Below are 16897 nucleotides of genomic sequence, written 5' to 3'. Positions count from 1 at the left end.
TCACACCGGCGCCTTCAACCCTCGCGTTGCCAGCACGCGCGCAACGACGTCGCCGATCTTGTTGTTCGGCGTGCTCGCCCCCGCGGTGATACCAATGCGCAGCGGACCGGAAGGCAGCCAGTCGGCGGCGTCCGCCTCCTCGTGCTTGATTTGCGCGCGACGGTAGTGGACCGAGTGACGCTGCGGATCGATCGCCGAGGATGACTCGATGTGATAGGTCGGCACGCGATCGGCGCACAACGCGGCGAGCGAGATCGTGTTGCTCGAGTTGAAGCCGCCGATGACGACCATCACGTCCACGCCGGTGTCGAGCAGCTCGGTCACCGCGTCCTGCCGCTCCTGCGTCGCGCTGCAGATCGTATCGAAGCTTCGGAAATCCTCGGCGCGCGCCGACGCGCCGCGCGCACGCTCGATCGATGCGCCGACTTCTTCGGCGATCGCGAGCGACTCGCGAGCGAGCATGGTCGTTTGATTCGCGACGCCGATGCGCCGCAAGTGGCGCTCGGGATCGAAGCCCGGCGACGCGGCGCGCGCGAAGGTCTGCATCAATTCAGCCGAGGAAAGTCGTCCCTCGATGAATTCGCAGACGAGTTTCGCCTCATCCATGTTGCGGACGATGAGGTAATTCCCCTCGGAATACTTCCGCATCTGCGAGGCGGTCGCGCGCGTTTCCTCGTGGTAATACTTGCCGTGAATGAGCGCCGTGAATCCGTCGCGGCCGTAGCTGTCGATGCGCTTCCACACGTTGAGCACGGATCCGCACGTGGTATCGACGAGCACGCATCCGAGCTCGCGCAGCGCGCTAAAGTCTTCGATCGTCACGCCGAACGCGGGCATGATGACGACGTCCTCGGACCGGATCGAGGAGAAGTCGAACGCGCCCGTGGGCTCGGGACGCGTGAGAATCTCCACGCCCATGTCGCGCAGGCGATCGTTCACGTGCGGGTTGTGGATGATCTCGCCGACGAGGATGATGCGCCGGTCAGGAAACTTTCGCCGCGCCTGATAGGCGTACTCTACCGCACGCTCGACGCCGTAGCAGAACCCAAATTCGCGAGCGAGCCGGATAGTGACGTCGCCCACCGTCAGGGTGTACTCATGCGACCTGAGCAGGTCCACGATCCGGCCGTCGTAATCGGCCGCCAAGTCGTCCTGGACTTGGGCCTTGAGCCCGAAACCCTTTCGGAAATAAGTAGATAGGTCGGGCGACGACATGGCGGGAAATCTAACGGGCGGCACCCCGGTTGTCGTGCGCTAGCTTGAACGCATGCCGCTCGTCCGCCCGCCCGCGATCGCCAAAGGCGACACCATCGGTGTCGTCTCGCCATCCTACGCGCCCAAGCTCGCGTGGCTGCAACGCGGCGTTCGCGCGCTCGAGCGCGCGGGATTCAACGTGCTGCTCGACCCCGAGATCGACCACCTGCCGCGCTTCACGCGCACGGAAGACGAACGGCGCGCCGAGAACTTGATGGGCATGTGGCTCGATCCGAACGTGAAAGCGATCATCGCCAGCACCGGTGGCTACGGCGCCGTGCGTCTCCTGCCTCATCTCGAGCCGGACGTCTTTCGCAAGAATCCGAAAGCGCTGGTCGGCTATTCGGACATCACCGTGCTGCATCTGTGGCTCATGCGGCGCGCGAATCTGCGGACCTTTCACGGTCCCACGGTCGATGACCTGGTGCCCAGCATGCGCGATCCGACGATGGCGTCGTTGCTCACCGCGCTGACGACGCCGTGTCCGCAAGGGAAGCTCGGGCGCGAGCTGTCGCGCGGCGTGGTGCAAGGCAAGACGACGGGGCGTCTCGTCGGCGGCAATCTGTCGCTCGTGCAGCAGACGATCGGCACGTCGTATCAGATCGATCTCGACGGCGCCATTCTGTTTCTGGAGGAGACGCGCGATCCAATGTCCGTGGTCGACGAGCATCTCGTGCACCTGCGCGCCGCCGGTTTGCTCGAGCACGTGAACGGAATCGTCTTCGGACAGCTTTCTCTGGACAGGTCCGAGGAAGACGAGTTCGAGGATTTCCTGCTCGATCTCATCTCCGACCTCGACGTCCCGGTGTTGATGGACTTTCCGGCCGGACATGAAAATCCTAATTTGACGCTGCCGTTCGGCACGGAAGTCGAGCTGGTCGTCGAAGAGCAGCGCGGATGGATCACCTACCACGAAGACGCGCTGGTCATGCCGTAGCTACGCCCATCGCCCATCGCCCATCGCCCATCGCCCATCGCCCATCGCGGATGCATTTCGATCTCGTCGTGATCGGGGCCGGCCCAGCCGGTGAGAAAGGCGCCGCGCAGGCCGCGTACTTTGGCAAGCGCGTCTGCATCGTCGAGCGCGCGCCGAAGCCGGGCGGCGCCGCGGTAAACACCGGCACCATTCCATCGAAGGCGCTGCGCGAGACCGCACTGTACTTCTCCGGTCTCCGGCAACGCGGATTGTACGGCATCGATTTTCGAGTGAAGAAGAACATCACCGTCGCGGATTTCATGTATCGCGAGCGCGCGGTGATCGAGTCGCAGTGGAAGCTCATCGACGAAAACCTCGAACGCCACGGCGTCACTCGAGTGCAGGGTGCAGCGCGCTTCGTCGATCCGCATACGATCGAAGTCACACGCCATGGGACCGAGCCGCGGCGCATCACCGGCGAGGTGTTCCTCATCGCCACCGGCTCGCAGCCGCAGCAGCCGGACAGCGGATCCGTCGACGGCAGCGTGATCGTCGATAGCGACTCGCTCCTGACGCTCGAGCAGATCCCGTCGTCGATGATCGTCGTCGGCGGCGGCGTGGTCGGCTGCGAGTACGCCTGCATCTTCGCCGCGCTCGGCGTGCGCGTGACGATCGTCACGACGCGATCGCGCTTGCTGGCGCATCTCGATCCCGAGGTGTGCGACGCGCTTCGGCGGCAAATCACCGCGCGGCTCGGTGTCACCGTGCACACCGAGGTCGAGGTGTCGTCGATTTCGTCGGACGGTGGCCGCGCGACGGTCATACTCGCCGACGGAACGCAGATCTTCGCCGATTGCGCGTTGTACAGCGCCGGGCGCATCGGCGCGTCGGCGAACCTCGGGCTTTCGGAGATCGGCGTGCGCACGAATTCGCGCGGCTTCATTCTCGTCGACGAACACTATCAGACTGCGCAGCGCGGAATCTTCGCGGCGGGCGACGTGATCGGATTTCCCGCGCTGGCGTCGACCGCGATGGAGCAAGCGCGCGTCGCGATCTGCCATGCATTCAATCTCAAGTACAAGCAGGCCGTGGCGAACGTGGTGCCCTATGGCGTGTACACCATCCCCGAGATCGCGACCGTCGGTGCGACGGAAGACGAGCTGCGCTCGCGGGGCATCGAGTACGAGATCGGGCGCGCACGGTATCGCGGCAACGCGCGCGGCATGATCGTCGGCGACACCGACGGTTTCGTGAAGCTCGCGTTTCGCCCCGAGAATCAGCAGCTGCTCGGCGCGTCGATCGTCGGCGAGAACGCCGGCGAATTGATTCACGTCGCGATGGCCGTGCTGGCGAACGAGGGATCGATCGACTTCTTCATTCAGAGCGTCTTCAGCTATCCGTCGCTCTGCGACGCGTACAAGTACGCGGCCTACGACGGACTCCAGGCCCTGGCGCAGCGTTACGGCAAACAGCCAGGGCTGCGGTCGAGTGGAGAAGAGCGCGTCATCTCGATCTGATCGACCCTCGATCAACCGCCGTTGCGCGCGACCTTGACGATCATGAGGTTGAGCGCGTTCGGACCGATCGATCCGGGCCCGACGCGAATGAGGTCCATGTTCTTGATCTCCGTCTGATCCACGCCGAGTCGCCTGAGTTGCGCTTTGGAGCGCGTCTCGATGGCGATGACGCCGTTGACGGCATCCGTCCCGTATTGCTGAACCGCGGCGGCGCCCTTGAGGACTTCGACGGTGTTGATGGCTGCCGGATTCAGTCCGTCGGTCGAGCTCACGCGCACGCCGTCGATGATGTAGATCGGCTTTTCATTTCCATTGGGCGGCGACACTTCGAACGGCCGGCGCACGATGACCGTGTCACCGCGCGCGGTCTGAACGCGAGCCGTGGTCGGCGCGCTGACGATCGGCGTCGGCCCAAACACCGAATCCGCCAGGCTCGCGATGAAACGATCGTGCAGGTCGACAACGATGTAGATGTAGTTGATCGACGGGTCGCCCGTGAGCACGGACGGATGATGCACCCGAATCCACTCGCGCAGCGTATCGACCGGAATTTCCCACACCGTGTGACGGATCGCGGCCGCCGCCGGCGCAATCGGCTGCGCCGGTTGCGTGATGGGACTCTCGGCGCTCGCGACGACGACGGGCATCGCCGGCGTCACGGTTCGCGACTCCAACGCGAGGCTCGGCGCTGTCGCGGCGATCGCGGGCATCGCCTGTGACATCGGCGCGACACGCGCGACGACCGGCGACGACGTTGATGCGGGTAATGCGCCAGTCGCTGGTGTCGCAGCCGCAGGCGTTGCCGGCGTGGCGGAAGCGGCCGAAACGGTTTGCGCGACGCGCGCCGGCGCCGCGGGCCGCGGCGTTTGTGCCGCGGCCGCAGCAGCCAACACCACGATCCCAATAAATGGCAGCGACGCGACAACCGGCCGCGCGTGACGATTCGTCGTCATGGCAATGATCCTCCTCTCGAGAAACAGCCGCGGCTCGGCGAGCGACGCGGTGAATTGCAGCGCGCCGTTCGTGCGCGCGCCGACCGTGAGCAACAACAATCCGTATTCGCGCGGACGCGCGTGGCGCGCGAGCACGCGCGCGTCGCAATCGATCTCCAGGGCGAGACGCAGCCGCCGCACGATCCACCACACGAACGGATTCCACGGCAGCGCCGCGGCGATGAGCGCCGCCATGCACAGCGTCGCGGGATCGCCGCTCCGCAGATGCTCGGCTTCATGATCCAGCATGAGCTCGCGCGCATCATCGTCGAGCGTCAGCGCCCACGATGGCAACACGACGCGCGGGCGTGCCATGCCGACGACCGCGGGGCCGACGTCGTCGCTGATCAGCACATCTCGCCCGTCCAGGCGCACCGCACGCCAACCGGCGCGCAACCGGCGCAGCTTGAGCGCGCCGGCTCCAAACCCGCCGACGAGACAGAGCGTCAGCATCAGCCACGCGGCGGCCGCATACCGGTTGAGCGTTGGTGATTTCACCGTAGCGTCAGCCGCGCGACGGAGCTTCGTCGTCCACGGCGTGACCGTCGGAGCGGCGTGATCATCGAACGTGAATGCCTGGCGCTGGATGCCACCGCGCGCGGTGACGCGCACAGGCGCCGCGTGCGGTGCCGTGCGCGGGAAGAGCAAGACATACGTTGGGAGCGCGGCGCTCGCGATCAGCGCGGCAAGCCAGATCGAGCGGCGCCGCGCACGCCAGACTTCCGCGATCTGGTCGAGCGCAATCGCCGCACCGGCAACGATCGCGCTCACGGCAAGCGCGTAGAGCATCCAGGCGATCAACATCAGCTCCTCCGTTTACGCGATGACCCGTGCTGCTGCGCCAGGCGTTCGTCGAGCAGCTTGCGCAGCCGCCGCAGCTCGTGCGTGTCGAGATTTCGCTCGCTCACGAGCTGCGTGAGCAACATCTCGGACGAGCCGGCGAACACCTTGTCGATGAGCCGCGCCAGCGCGCTCTTGCCCGCCAGATCCTGCGACACCGCCGGCAAATAGCGATGCGCCTTCCCTTCGGCGAGATGCGTGACGAAGCCCTTCTCCTCGAGCGTGCGCAGAATGGTGAGCACCGTCGTGTACGCGAGATCGTCGTCCAGACCCTCGCGCACTTCGGCAACGGTGCCGGAGCCGCGATGCCACAGCACGGCCATGACGTCGAGCTCGCGGTCGGTGAACGAAATGTCCATGTGCTCCAGGGCGGCGCTCGTTGTTCTACTAGATTTCTAGTAGATAATATCGCCCCGGACGCCCGGTGTCAACTACATTTTTAGTAGTAGTCCGGGCTCAGGAACGGCGCCAGCGCATACATCACCAGGACCTCGTACGCGCGCTGCCGATCCACCAGGCCCGCGGTGAGAATGCCCACCGCGCCCTTGCCGCGCTTCGTGTCGTGCTCGCCGACGAGCCGGTCCATCGCGTGTCCAAGCTCGAGCCCGTCGCGAATCATCGCGGCCACCGCATCGGGCAGCGGCATGGCGAGCGAACCGCCGACGCCCGAACGTCCTGCCTTGTCGATGATCGCCGCCCACGCGCACGTGCGCATGCGTCCATCACTCTGCTCCACGACGCCGCCTTCAATGCCGACACCGAGATCGGCGCCGAGTGCATCGCGCGCCGCCGTCGCGCGCGCGAGTGCGCCGCGAATCGTCTCGTCGTCGCCGAACGGTTGGTCGCTGACCGTCGACGCGACCGCGATGCCTTCGACGTGCGCCTGCGGCGCAAGCGGCGCGAGCACCGCGCGCACGGCGCCGCACTTCACAGGATTCGTGGAACCGACGGCGATCGTGCGAATCGAGGAAGACAGCATGCGGAGAACGACTCGGATTAAGTAACGGCGCGCGAATAAGTCCGCGACAAAGCGGGCCAAATCTACAAGCAGCGCTTGCGGCTCGTTAGTGGTCGCGCGAGGGTAACCGGCAACACACTGTCGCGGATGTCCTCGCTTGCTGCGCGGCGAAACGCGAGATATGCTTTTCGTCCCTCGCTGCCGACGATGCTGACACTCACGACACCTTCTGACAACGCCGCGGTTCCGTTCGTCTCGCCGCGCGCCACGATGGAACGCTCTCCCTTCGTTTTCGTCGGCGAGCGACTCTGGCTCGACTTCGTGAATTGCGAGTTCGGCATTCGCCGCTTCGACGCGCTTCGCGATTTCGAGACGCTCGTGCGCTGGCTCGAGCAGGCGCTCGTGCTCGATGCCGAACGTGCCTCGGGAATTCGCCGACGCGCCCTGCAACAGCCGGCCGGCGCGGCCGCCTCACTCGTCGACGCCCGCCGCGTTCGCGGCGCGCTCCGCTCGCTCGCCGAGCGGGGACCGATGAGCGAGCGCATTCGCGCGGAAGGCTTGGGCGAGATCAATCGTGTGCTCGGACGCAGCGCGGGAACGCGCCGCGTGGAGCTGCGACCCGACGGCACGTTCATTCGCACGTTCGTTCCGGTTGGCGATGCATTCGCGGGCCTCGTCATTCCCGTCGTCGAATCGGCCGCTGATGCACTCATCCTCGGCGAGCTGCCGCGCGTTCGCCGCTGCGCCGATCCGCGCTGCCAGCGCGTCTTCTACGACAACACGAAGAACGGCCGCCGCCGCTGGTGCGACATGGCCACGTGCGGTAATCGCGCCAAGGCCGCGCGCCATCGGGAGAAGCTCAAGTCCCATTGAGTCCCGTTGTCGAAGTCGTTCGCACCTATCTCGAATTGCATTCGCTCGAACAATTGCGCGCGGCGCCGACCAGCGATCCGCGCGTTTCGTTTGTCCGACGCCCTGACATCACGGTCGAGGAGTATCGGCGACTGTACCATGATGTCGGCGAGTCGTGGCATTGGCGCGATCGCGACGTCTGGACGCATGCGCGACTCAACGCATATCTCGCGCAACCGAACATCGGCGTGTGGGAAGCGCTCTACGACGACGAGAGTGCGGGATACTTCGAGCTGGAGCGTCACGCTGACAGCTCAGTCGAAATCGTGTACTTCGGACTGAAGCCCGCGTTCATCGGTCGCGGCATCGGCAAGGCGATGCTCAGCTACGCGGTTCGGCAAGCGTGGGGAGATGGTGTGACCCGAGTTTGGTTGCATACGTGCACGCTGGACTCGGTGTACGCGTTGCCGAATTATCTGGCGCGCGGCTTCACGCCGTTTCGCGAAGAACAATACGTCGTCCAGTTGAAGGACGGCGACGGGCGCTGAGCTAGCCGCGACGTCCCTTGCCGGGCGGACGAAATCGTTTCCCGCCGCCCCGCCCGCGTCGACGCCGTCCATCGAACTCCTCGGCGCGCGGCGTGCGATCGTCCTTCAGTTTGTCGACGTCAGGCTTGTCGCGCGGCTTGTCGTCGCGCGTACGACGTTCGCGCCGCTTCCGCTGATCGCGGAACTGCTGCTTGCGCTCGCGACGATCGCGGCGGCCCGCTTCATACTTCTGGTCCATTTCCGCGATTTCTTTTTCGGTGAACGGCCGCGAGAGCTCGTCCTGCAATTCCTCGAGCGTCGCGCCGCGCGCCGCCCCGCGCGCACCACGCGTGACGATGAATCGCAGCGGACGATCCAGCGTCGGCAACTCTGCTTCGTTGAGCGTGCGCGCGAGCTTTTCCGGCAAGCGCAGTCGCGCGACACCGCGATTCCCTTCCGGCGTCTCCTCGACGTCATAATGGATCTCGACTTCGCGATCGCGCACCATCGCCGTCGACGGCAGCGCCGCGAAGCGTTCGCGCACCTCGCGCGGCACGATCGCGTCGGCGTCGATCGTGAGGCGCGCGTGCCGGAACTCGGACATCGAGTCGAGCGACGCGAGCTGTTGCTCGTAGATCGCCGTGAGCTCGGCGAGCGACAGGCGCGGCGTCTGGCCACCCGATCGACGATACGTTTCACGCACCGAATCGACCGCTTCCTGGTTCCGCTGCACACCCGGATGCCGCGCCTCGCCGCGCGCCAGTGCTTCGGCAAGAACGTGTCGCGCGTTCTGCGCGAGCTCCGCCGGAAACTCGTCGACCGCTTCGATCTCGCGCTCGAGCTCGAAGCCGTGGTACTCCACACGCCGCCGCACCACGAGCGGCGATCGCTTGCTCTGCGCGTTGTAAATCAGCTCGCCTTCGGTGACGACGGCGTATGGCCGCAGCAGATCATACGGGATTTGTGTCCCTTCGATCGACGCGCGCGGATTGCCGAACTTGTCGGCGAAGTAACGGAGCTCGCCTGTGATCGGACCCCAGCTGCCACACACGCTCGTCTTCGAGACGCGCGCTTCGTCGCCGCCCGCCGTCTGCTCGTCGATCACGAGCGTGAACGGCATGAACTGCGCGAGCAGTTGTTGGAACGCGCGCAGCGTTTCTTCGCCGGCGTTCGCCATGCGCGACGGAATCTCCAGCCCGACCGCCCGATAGATGCTCGCCATCCCGAGCGCCGCATCTTCGATCGCTTTCACGAGCGCGCCGCGGCGTTCGGCCCACCGTTGAATGCGCTCCTCATCGAAGATGTGGCGCGGCAACCCGTACACCTCACCCATACTTCCGGCATATTGAAATGCCTCGGCGTACAGGTTGTACGCGGTGAGATGGTCGCTGCCGGGAACGATCAGTCCATCGAGATCGCGTTCCTCTCGCGTCATGCGGTGCAGCGATTCGACCGACGACATCACCGACAGATACGGCACGAGCTCATCGTCGGCGTTGACGAGAAGCTCGGCCCATGCGCGCTCGACGGGCATTGCTTCGACGGCGCGCCCGTATCTCGTGAGCCGTCCCTTCTCGACGATGCCGCGCTCTTCGAGCAATCGCAGCGCCTGGCCATATGCCGTGCGATCGAGCGGCACCGGCAGCTCGAGCTCATCGGCGCGCACGCCGAGCGCGGCGCACGTGATCGCCACGCGCTCAGAGTCGCCGGCGAGCTGGAATTCCGGCTCGGTGGGTTGCAGCGTCGAGAAATCGATGTCCCGGTCGGACAGAATGAAGACGCGTCCGCCGCGCACGCGGCCGTGCACGCGGCCGGCCATCTGAAGAATCTCATTCGCGCCCAGGTGCTCCTGTGTGAGCACGTTGCGGCCGCGGTCGATGACGTTGAAGAACTTCACGTCGTCGATGATCACCGTGTCCAGGCCGCGCACATTGAGCGCACTCTGGCCGGCGGCCGTCATCGCGAGGAAGTACGGCTTCTGCTCCCCGCCCTCGAGAAACGGGCGCAGAATGCGAATGGGTTCGCCGCCGTGGTAGAACGCGGTGTTCACGCGCGGGGCCATGCCGCGCACGTGCTCTGCCGCGTCTTCCACGCCGCGCCGCGTCGGGACGAACAGCGCGACGCCGTGCTTCTGCTTCACCAACTGTCGAAGAAAGCCGTCGTCGAGAAATTGAATCGGCTTTTTGTCGACGATCTTGACCGTGGCTGCCTTGTTCGGATCGAAATCGTAGACCTCGAGCACGTCCGCGGATTCGAGATATCTCTTATAAAAGTTCGGATTGACCGTCGCCGACAGCCACACGAACCGGCATCCGACACGCTTGCCAAGCGCGAGACAGATCTCGAGCTCGGCCGATGTTTGATGGATTTCGTCGACGATGATGGTGTCGGTCGCGAGAATGTCGCCTTCCTCGAACCATCGGCGTGCGATGCCCGTGGTCACGATGATGACGTTCCACGTCGGCGTTTCCGGCGTCGCTTCGCGTTCGCGATTCACGACCCCGACGCGCAGGTCGACGGTGCCGAGGATCTCTTCGGAGATCGGGCGAATGGCGAGCGTCTTTCCGGTGCCCGTGCCCGCGACGATGCCGAATCCACGCCCGGAGCGCGCGAGCGCGCGTACGCGCTCGCCGTACTTCTGCTCGAGGAACGTTTCGATGTGGATTTTGACGGCGAGCTCGATGGTCTCGCAGGCCGCGCGCGTCGGCGCGATGACGATCACGCGCCCCGAGGACGGCTCCGCCCTCACGAAGGCTTCGTGATCGGGCAGGTATGGGTCGCGAACGTTTCGAATCACGCCTCGCAACTTAAGCAAGGCCAGGGCCCGTCATCCTCCGGCGCGATGCACCGGAGGGCACTGTTTCATTCCTGCGGCGGGCGCTTGGGCAGCGTGATCGTGACGGGTTTGACGCCGCTGAATCCTTTCGCGTTGGGCGGCATGCGCGTCGTCTCGCCGTCTTTCGCTTTCGTGCTGTCGGCGAAGTCGTCTCCGAAGATCACGCGCGCATTGGCCGGGCGATTCTTGAGCGCCGTGGGACAATCGGTCGCCGCGGGTTGCTGTGCGGCCGGCACGCCATCGATCCAGATCCGGCACATGCCTTTGGGCGGGCGCGCGTCGCTGGGGATGGACGCGTTCCTCTTGGACGTATCCTTCGACGCCTGCTGCGCCCACGAACGAGTGGGCGCGGCAATCGCAATCATTCCGATCAGTAAAGCGAACTTCAACTGCTTCATTACGCCTCCATCGACACGTCCGGACAGTCGGACGCGCACATGCATAAGGCAGGGCCGGTGCCAAGTAAGTATGCGCGCGGCTCAATCGCAAGACAAACGATTGCAACAACTTAGAGGAAACAATGTATACAGTTGAGCTATTGTAGTGTCCGTACGGAGGGAAAGCGATGTCCACTTTCGGGGGCGGGGTTGCCGCCGCCTTCCCTTTCAATCCCCGAAACTGACTCCCGTCGCTCGCGCCGTCAGCACGACATCATGATTCGGATCGACCCGCTTCGGCTCCGCGAGCGCCGTCTCGATCGGGATCGTGACGATGTGCGGCGACTGGAGCGCGACCATGTGACCCCAGCGCTCATCGGCCACGGCGCGCACCGCCGCGCCACCGAACCGCGTCGCGAGCAAGCGATCGTACCCGGTCGGCATGCCGCCGCGCTGGAGATGTCCGAGCACGAGCGAGCGTGTCTCCTTGCCGGTGATGCGCTGGATCTCGCGCGCGATGGGCTCGCACAAACCGCCAAGCCGGCGCGCCTGGCCCGGCAGCGACTCACCGATCAGGGACACCGTTCCGCCCTTCGGATACGCGCCTTCCGCGACGACGACGATGGAGAAGTGCCGGCCCGCACGGTCGCGCGCCATGATCTTGTCGCAGACTTTCTGAATGTCGTAGGGAATCTCGGGAATGAGAATCACGTCGGCGGTGCCGGCGACGCCCGAATGCAGCGCGATGAATCCCGAGTCGCGGCCCATTACCTCGAGCACGATGACGCGGTCGTGACTCTCGGCGGTGGTGTGCAGCTTGTCGATCGCCTCGAGCGCGGTGTTCACCGCGGTGTCGAAGCCGAACGTCGTGACGGTTCCGCTCACGTCGTTGTCGATCGTCTTCGGCACACCGACGATCTTCATGCCCTTGTCGCACAGGAGTTTTCCGATCGTGAGCGATCCGTCGCCGCCGATGGTGATGATCGCATCGATGCCGAGCGATTTGGCGTTCGCCATCAACTCGTCGGAGCGGTCTTCCTCGACGATCGAGCCGTCGGGCTGCTTGCGCGGATAGTGGAACGGGTTGCCGCGGTTGGTGGTCCGCAGGATGGTGCCGCCCAGGTGTGCGATGCCGCGCACCGAATCCTTCGTCAGCGGTACCACTTCGTCTTCGCCCATCAAGCCGGCGAACCCGCGTTTGATCCCCAGCACTTCCCATCCGCGATTGATCGCCGACAGGACGGCGGCGCGGATGACGGCGTTCAGGCCGGGCGCGTCGCCTCCGCCCGTGGAGATGGCGATTCTCATGCGTGAGACGATGTCGGCGGACGTGTGGGATCGATCAAGACGACGCTCGGTGTCGCTCCAGCAGGTCGACGACCTCACCCGGCTTGGCGTGTCGGTCGAGTTTAGACTTCTCGAATATCGGCGCTCCGTCGGCGACGACTTCGAACCGGCCGCCGCGCGACGGGATCAGTTCGACCTCGGCGCCGGGAATGCGATCACGAATCTCCGCCGCCAGCCTGACGGCGCGAGGTTCGTAGTTTCACATCGTGCAGTATTCGATGGTGATTTTCATGCTGAAAAGATAGACGTATGGGCGTATGGACGTGTGGGCGTGCGGGAGGCGCGATTTCCATACGCCCATGCGCCTATACGCCCACACGCCCGCTTCACCTCGGAATGTTGTTCACCGCCATGATTCGCCCGATCAGCGTGTCCTGCTTCGCAACGGTCATGCGCACCGAGTCCAGCTCGGTCTGAAGTTGCGCGAGATCGTTCTTGAGGCCGCTGATTTCGTTGGCCGCGTCGTTGAGCGCCTGCGCGACGTTGGCCTCGCTGCGCGGGTTCGAGCAGCCGGCGACAATGGCAACAATGGCGACGACGGCGGCCGACACGAGACCGAAGAAGAAGGACCGAATTCGCATGCGTTGGTTCCGCGGGTGAAGGAGTGTGATCGCGGCAAAATGGTGCCGCTCGGGCGCTCGGTCGAGCGTTCTTGAATGGCATGCACAGGATACCACGCCCAGGGCAAGCGCGTCTCGCCACGCGCCACGCGTTCACCATGCTCGAGCTCACGCTGGTGTTGATGGTCGCAGGGATGCTCTTCGCCATCGCCGCCCCGCACCTCGCGGCCATGCGCGACAGCGCGGCGGTTCACGCCGCCACGAGCGACATGGGCAGCGCGTTCTCGCTCGCCCGGCAGAGCGCCGTCGAGCGCCGCGCGTTGACCGCCGTCGTCGTGGATACGGCTGCGGGCCAATTGGTGGTGCGCTCCGGAGGCCGCATCATACTGCGGCGAACTGTTCGACAATCCTATGGAGTTAGTCTTGGCTCGAACCGTGATTCCGTGGTGTATGACCCGCACGGCCTTGGCTATGGTTTGTCGAATCTGACGCTCACGGCACGGCGGGGCTCGTTTGTTGACACGTTAACGATGTCACGCCTGGGTAGACTTCGGTATTGACGGTGATCTGCACCACACACCATTTCTATCGAATGAAGCTGTTGCCGAACAAGGTGTTATCTCGCTCCGCGCCCGACCCGCTCGGCCCAGGAGCTTCGACCTCGGTGTCTGATGTGACCTCGACGAAAGGGGACCGGGTTATACCAAAGGACATGAGCGACGATGCCGCCGACGTTCAACGCGTGCTGGCAGGCGACGTTGACGCTTACGCCGCGCTGGTGGATCGGTATTACGATCGCTGCGCGCGGTTTGCGATTCGGATGTTGGGAAACCGCGACGACGCGGAAGATGCGTTGCAGGCGACTTTCCTCCGTGCGTATCGGGCACTGAACCGGTACCAGGAGCGCGATCGTTTCAGCGCGTGGTTGTACCGGATTTTAGTGAATCAGTGCCGGAGCATTGCCGCACGGCGCGCCCATCGCGAGAAGGTGTTCGTTCGCGAGGAAGCGCTCCTGCTGAACGCCCCGGACCGAAGCACGACCTGGTCGGGTGAAGACGAAGAGTTCGTTCAGCGTGTGCTCAATGAGCTGGACCCGTTGTTGCGAGAAGCATTTCTCCTGAAATACATCGAAGAGATGAGCTACGAAGAGATGTCGGCGCTCACGGGTGTTGGCGTCTCTGCGTTGAAGATGCGTGTGAAGCGTGCGTGTGACCGGCTGCGCGAACGGTGGGAGCGGATCAAGCATGATTGAGTCGGAGCAGGATCCCTACGTGGAATGGATCGTCCGTGAGGCGCGGCGCCCGGTGGTCACTGACCCCCAGGCTCGTACGCGCATCATGGCGGCCGTCCGCGCGGAGCCGGTTCCCCGGCGCCGCTTGGCCGACACCAAGGTCTTCGCGCCGATCACCGCGCTCTCGTCAATCGTTCGCCGTATCGGCGAGCCTCGCACCTTCCGTCTCTCTCCCGTGGCGAGCACCCTCGTCGCCGCGGGCCTCGTCGGCATCGGTGTCATTGCCGGCGGGTTCACGAACAACCGGGGCGTCCGTTCGGGCGGCCAGCCTTCAGTTGGTGTTGCTACGCAGCCCCCGGTTTCCGACACGGTCGTCAAGTTCGTCGTCGTCGCGCCCCAGGCCTCGAAGGTCAAGCTCGTTGGTGACTTCAACGACTGGAGCGATACGAAGACCCCAATGGTCCGCGTCGCGAACAGCGCCGTATGGACCGTGACGCTGCCGCTGACGGCCGGACGTCATGTATACGCCTATCTGGTGGACGGTCAGTGGGTGAACGATCCGAGCGCGCCGCTCGCGCCGGACGACGGCTTCGGCCATCCCAACTCCGTTCGCATTGTCAGTCGAGGGCCCGCGCTGTGAGCCGTGCCTCCCGTTTTGGCGCCCCGAAGTCGTCCCCCGCGGTCGCGCAGGTCCCCCACCCGCACCACCGCCGAACGAGCATGCGCTCAACGCTGCTCGGCGCAGCGGCGCTGTTCCTCATGGGCGCGCTGCCGGCGGTGGCGCAGGACACCGATCCACTCGCCAAGCTCGATCCGAATAGCCGCTACCAGGTCGAATCCATCATCGATTCCGCCGAGTCGGCGGGAATTCCGACGCATCCCCTGCTGCTGAAGGCAATGCAGGGGCTCGCCAAGCACGCCGACTTCCGCAAGATCGTCGTCGAGGTTCGCAAAAAGTTCGGCTACCTGAAGACCGCCCACAGCGCACTCGGCGCGGTCGACGAGAACGAGCTCGATGCCGCGGCCGGCGTGCTCGAAGCCGGCGGCAAGCCCGACCAGATCAGCGAATTTCGCATCCGCCAGAAGAATCGCAGCGATCTCATGGCCTTTGCGATCTGGGCGGATTTCATCGGCCGCGGTGTGCCTCGCGATGAAGCGTTCACGGCGATTAACAAGCTCTGGCGTGACGGTGCGGACGACGCAACGTTCAACAGCTTGTGGAACAACGTCTCCGCGGACATTCTTAAAGGATTGAATCCCGGTGCTGCCTTGCAGAACCGAATTCGAGAGGGCCCCATGAGGGGACCAGCCGGCGCCGTTAAAACGCCGGAGACTCCGCAGGAGAACCAAAGCTCGGAATAACATGAACGAGCGGAAGGTCGCAATCCTCACGTTGGCTGCTGCGCTGCTGGTTCCCGCCCTACCGCGGGAGCTTGCAGCGCAACTTGTCTCCAAGCTGGAGGCCGGGCAGTACACCGTGTCGGATGGCGTGCTGCCCTTCACCGCATTCCGCATCGCGCCGAACTTCCAGTTCGATCGCCCGCACGCCCAGCTCAGCGCGCGCGGCTCGATGCTCGTCACCGAGCAGAATCTTCAAATCGCCGACGGCATCGTCTCCGGCACGTTCACCTCGCCGACGGTGTACGGCGTGCGCGCGGAAATGATCGGCAACGCCAGCCGCGCGGTGGACGATCGCTCGCTCGGCAGCGATCAAGTGGACGTGCAGACGCGCGTCCACTTGCTGTTCAGCCAGAACGGCGGATTGTGGTTGGGCGGCGGTGTCGCGCGTCCATGGCGAGTGGCCGTCGTGTCGTCGGCCGACGTCGTCGATGCGGGCGCCTGGGGCAAGGTCGGCGAATCACCGTCCGGGTTCGGCACCGCGACATTCACGGCCACCTTCACAAATTTCTCATTCAGCAAAGCTGCATCCGCCGCGGATACCACGTGCGCGGCGCTCGCCGGCCCGGCGCCGATCGCGGATCTCGGCGATTTGCGCGCGGTGTTCGCGAAATCTCCCGGCGCTACGGCCTGCGACCGGCAGTCGCGGTTCAGCGATCTCGAAGGCTCGATGCGCTGGGAGGTCGGCCCGCTCGAGCTGGCGGCGCAATCAGGCTATCGCTTCGGCAACGCCTACGACGTCACGCCTGACTCGCGTCGCTGGAGCTCGGCGATGGCGACGGTGTGGCTCAACGAACGCGTCGCGATCATCGGCGGCGGCGGGCGTCAACCGGCACTCCCGCTGCGCGGATTGCCCGCGCGCTCGTTCGCCATGGGCGGCCTCGAGATCGCGTACTCGCCGATCTCGAAGAACTCCGTGCCGGTCTCCATGCCGCACGCCATTCTCGTGAAAGACTTCGACATGCGCCCCGGCACCGGCGGCATGCAGAAGATCGTGATTCACGTGGGCGGCGTCGAAACCGTCGACGTCATGGGCGACTTCAGCGACTGGGAACCGCTCACGCTGGTTCGCCGCGGCCGCGATCTCTGGGAGCTGAACGTGCCGCTCTCCCCCGGCATGCATCAGATCAACGTGCGCGTCGACGGCGGTGCCTGGATGGCGCCGCCGGGACTGCCGACGGTGAATGATTCGTTCAATGGGTTCGTGGGGTTGATTGTGGTGCCTTAGGCGTATGGGGCATGGGCGTATGGGCGTATGGAAAAACAGAAGGGCGACGGATAATCCGTCGCCC

The 16897-nt window shown here is 64.9% G+C and carries 18 protein-coding genes; 9 read left to right on the top strand and 9 right to left on the bottom strand.

Annotation, left to right across the window (positions count from 1 at the left end):
* Window positions 1-1215: a 4-hydroxy-3-methylbut-2-enyl diphosphate reductase gene (locus tag VN706_17510; protein ID HXT17442.1), complete on the bottom strand. Its 1215-nt coding sequence runs from the start codon at window positions 1213-1215 to the stop codon at window positions 1-3.
* Window positions 1216-1267: 52 nt separating this feature from the next.
* Here VN706_17510 and VN706_17505 point away from each other — a divergent pair, with 52 nt between their 5' ends.
* Window positions 1268-2191: an LD-carboxypeptidase gene (locus VN706_17505; protein HXT17441.1), complete on the top strand. Its 924-nt coding sequence runs from the start codon at window positions 1268-1270 to the stop codon at window positions 2189-2191.
* Between the two features lie 50 nt (window positions 2192-2241).
* Entirely contained in the window at window positions 2242-3687 is a 1446-nt protein-coding gene (gene sthA, locus VN706_17500; GenBank protein ID HXT17440.1) for a Si-specific NAD(P)(+) transhydrogenase, read from the top strand.
* Window positions 3688-3698: 11 nt separating this feature from the next.
* Here the strand turns inward: sthA and VN706_17495 are convergent, their stop codons facing one another.
* The 3 genes from VN706_17495 to yjjX all read right to left on the bottom strand — a co-directional run bounded on the left by VN706_17495 (window position 3699) and on the right by yjjX (window position 6498).
* The gene (locus VN706_17495; GenBank protein HXT17439.1) at window positions 3699-5483 is read right to left on the bottom strand and encodes a M56 family metallopeptidase; all 1785 of its coding nucleotides are present in this window, start codon (window positions 5481-5483) and stop codon (window positions 3699-3701) included.
* A complete protein-coding gene (locus tag VN706_17490; protein ID HXT17438.1) occupies window positions 5483-5878 on the bottom strand; it encodes a BlaI/MecI/CopY family transcriptional regulator in 396 nt (131 codons plus the stop codon). Before VN706_17490 ends, VN706_17495 begins: the two co-directional genes overlap by 1 nt.
* An 80-nt stretch (window positions 5879-5958) precedes the next feature.
* A complete protein-coding gene (yjjX, locus tag VN706_17485; protein HXT17437.1) occupies window positions 5959-6498 on the bottom strand; it encodes an inosine/xanthosine triphosphatase in 540 nt (179 codons plus the stop codon).
* 186 nt (window positions 6499-6684) lie between these two features.
* Here yjjX and VN706_17480 point away from each other — a divergent pair, with 186 nt between their 5' ends.
* On the top strand, window positions 6685-7350 hold the full coding sequence (locus VN706_17480; protein ID HXT17436.1) for a CGNR zinc finger domain-containing protein: 666 nt from the start codon (window positions 6685-6687) through the stop codon (window positions 7348-7350).
* The gene (locus tag VN706_17475) at window positions 7347-7877 is read left to right on the top strand and encodes a GNAT family N-acetyltransferase (GenBank protein ID HXT17435.1); all 531 of its coding nucleotides are present in this window, start codon (window positions 7347-7349) and stop codon (window positions 7875-7877) included. Before VN706_17480 ends, VN706_17475 begins: the two co-directional genes overlap by 4 nt.
* Window position 7878: 1 nt before the next feature.
* Here the strand turns inward: VN706_17475 and VN706_17470 are convergent, their stop codons facing one another.
* The 5 genes from VN706_17470 to VN706_17450 form a co-directional block, all read right to left on the bottom strand.
* Window positions 7879-10653: a DEAD/DEAH box helicase gene (locus VN706_17470; protein HXT17434.1), complete on the bottom strand. Its 2775-nt coding sequence runs from the start codon at window positions 10651-10653 to the stop codon at window positions 7879-7881.
* Window positions 10654-10718: 65 nt separating this feature from the next.
* Window positions 10719-11090 (bottom strand): hypothetical protein, encoded by a 372-nt coding sequence (locus tag VN706_17465; protein HXT17433.1) that lies wholly within the window; start codon window positions 11088-11090, stop codon window positions 10719-10721.
* 207 nt (window positions 11091-11297) lie between these two features.
* The gene (locus VN706_17460) at window positions 11298-12377 is read right to left on the bottom strand and encodes an ATP-dependent 6-phosphofructokinase (protein ID HXT17432.1); all 1080 of its coding nucleotides are present in this window, start codon (window positions 12375-12377) and stop codon (window positions 11298-11300) included.
* A gap of 34 nt (window positions 12378-12411) precedes the next feature.
* On the bottom strand, window positions 12412-12648 hold the full coding sequence (locus VN706_17455) for a SelT/SelW/SelH family (seleno)protein (protein HXT17431.1): 237 nt from the start codon (window positions 12646-12648) through the stop codon (window positions 12412-12414).
* A gap of 94 nt (window positions 12649-12742) precedes the next feature.
* Entirely contained in the window at window positions 12743-12997 is a 255-nt protein-coding gene (locus VN706_17450; GenBank protein HXT17430.1) for a hypothetical protein, read from the bottom strand.
* A gap of 137 nt (window positions 12998-13134) precedes the next feature.
* Between VN706_17450 and VN706_17445 the strand changes: the two genes are divergently transcribed.
* The 5 genes from VN706_17445 to VN706_17425 all read left to right on the top strand — a co-directional run bounded on the left by VN706_17445 (window position 13135) and on the right by VN706_17425 (window position 16833).
* Window positions 13135-13536: a GspH/FimT family pseudopilin gene (locus tag VN706_17445; protein HXT17429.1), complete on the top strand. Its 402-nt coding sequence runs from the start codon at window positions 13135-13137 to the stop codon at window positions 13534-13536.
* Between the two features lie 152 nt (window positions 13537-13688).
* On the top strand, window positions 13689-14228 hold the full coding sequence (locus VN706_17440; GenBank protein HXT17428.1) for an RNA polymerase sigma factor: 540 nt from the start codon (window positions 13689-13691) through the stop codon (window positions 14226-14228).
* A complete protein-coding gene (locus VN706_17435) occupies window positions 14185-14847 on the top strand; it encodes an isoamylase early set domain-containing protein (protein ID HXT17427.1) in 663 nt (220 codons plus the stop codon). Before VN706_17440 ends, VN706_17435 begins: the two co-directional genes overlap by 44 nt.
* A gap of 80 nt (window positions 14848-14927) precedes the next feature.
* Window positions 14928-15569 (top strand): hypothetical protein, encoded by a 642-nt coding sequence (locus VN706_17430; GenBank protein HXT17426.1) that lies wholly within the window; start codon window positions 14928-14930, stop codon window positions 15567-15569.
* Window position 15570: 1 nt separating this feature from the next.
* Entirely contained in the window at window positions 15571-16833 is a 1263-nt protein-coding gene (locus tag VN706_17425; protein HXT17425.1) for a glycogen-binding domain-containing protein, read from the top strand.
* The last annotated feature ends 64 nt before the right edge of the window (window positions 16834-16897 follow it).

The organism is Gemmatimonadaceae bacterium, from assembly GCA_035606695.1.
In the GTDB taxonomy this organism is placed as follows: domain Bacteria; phylum Gemmatimonadota; class Gemmatimonadetes; order Gemmatimonadales; family Gemmatimonadaceae; genus JAQBQB01.
Note: the sequence above shows the minus strand (reverse complement) of the source record. Positions and strands in the feature narration are given on the sequence as shown.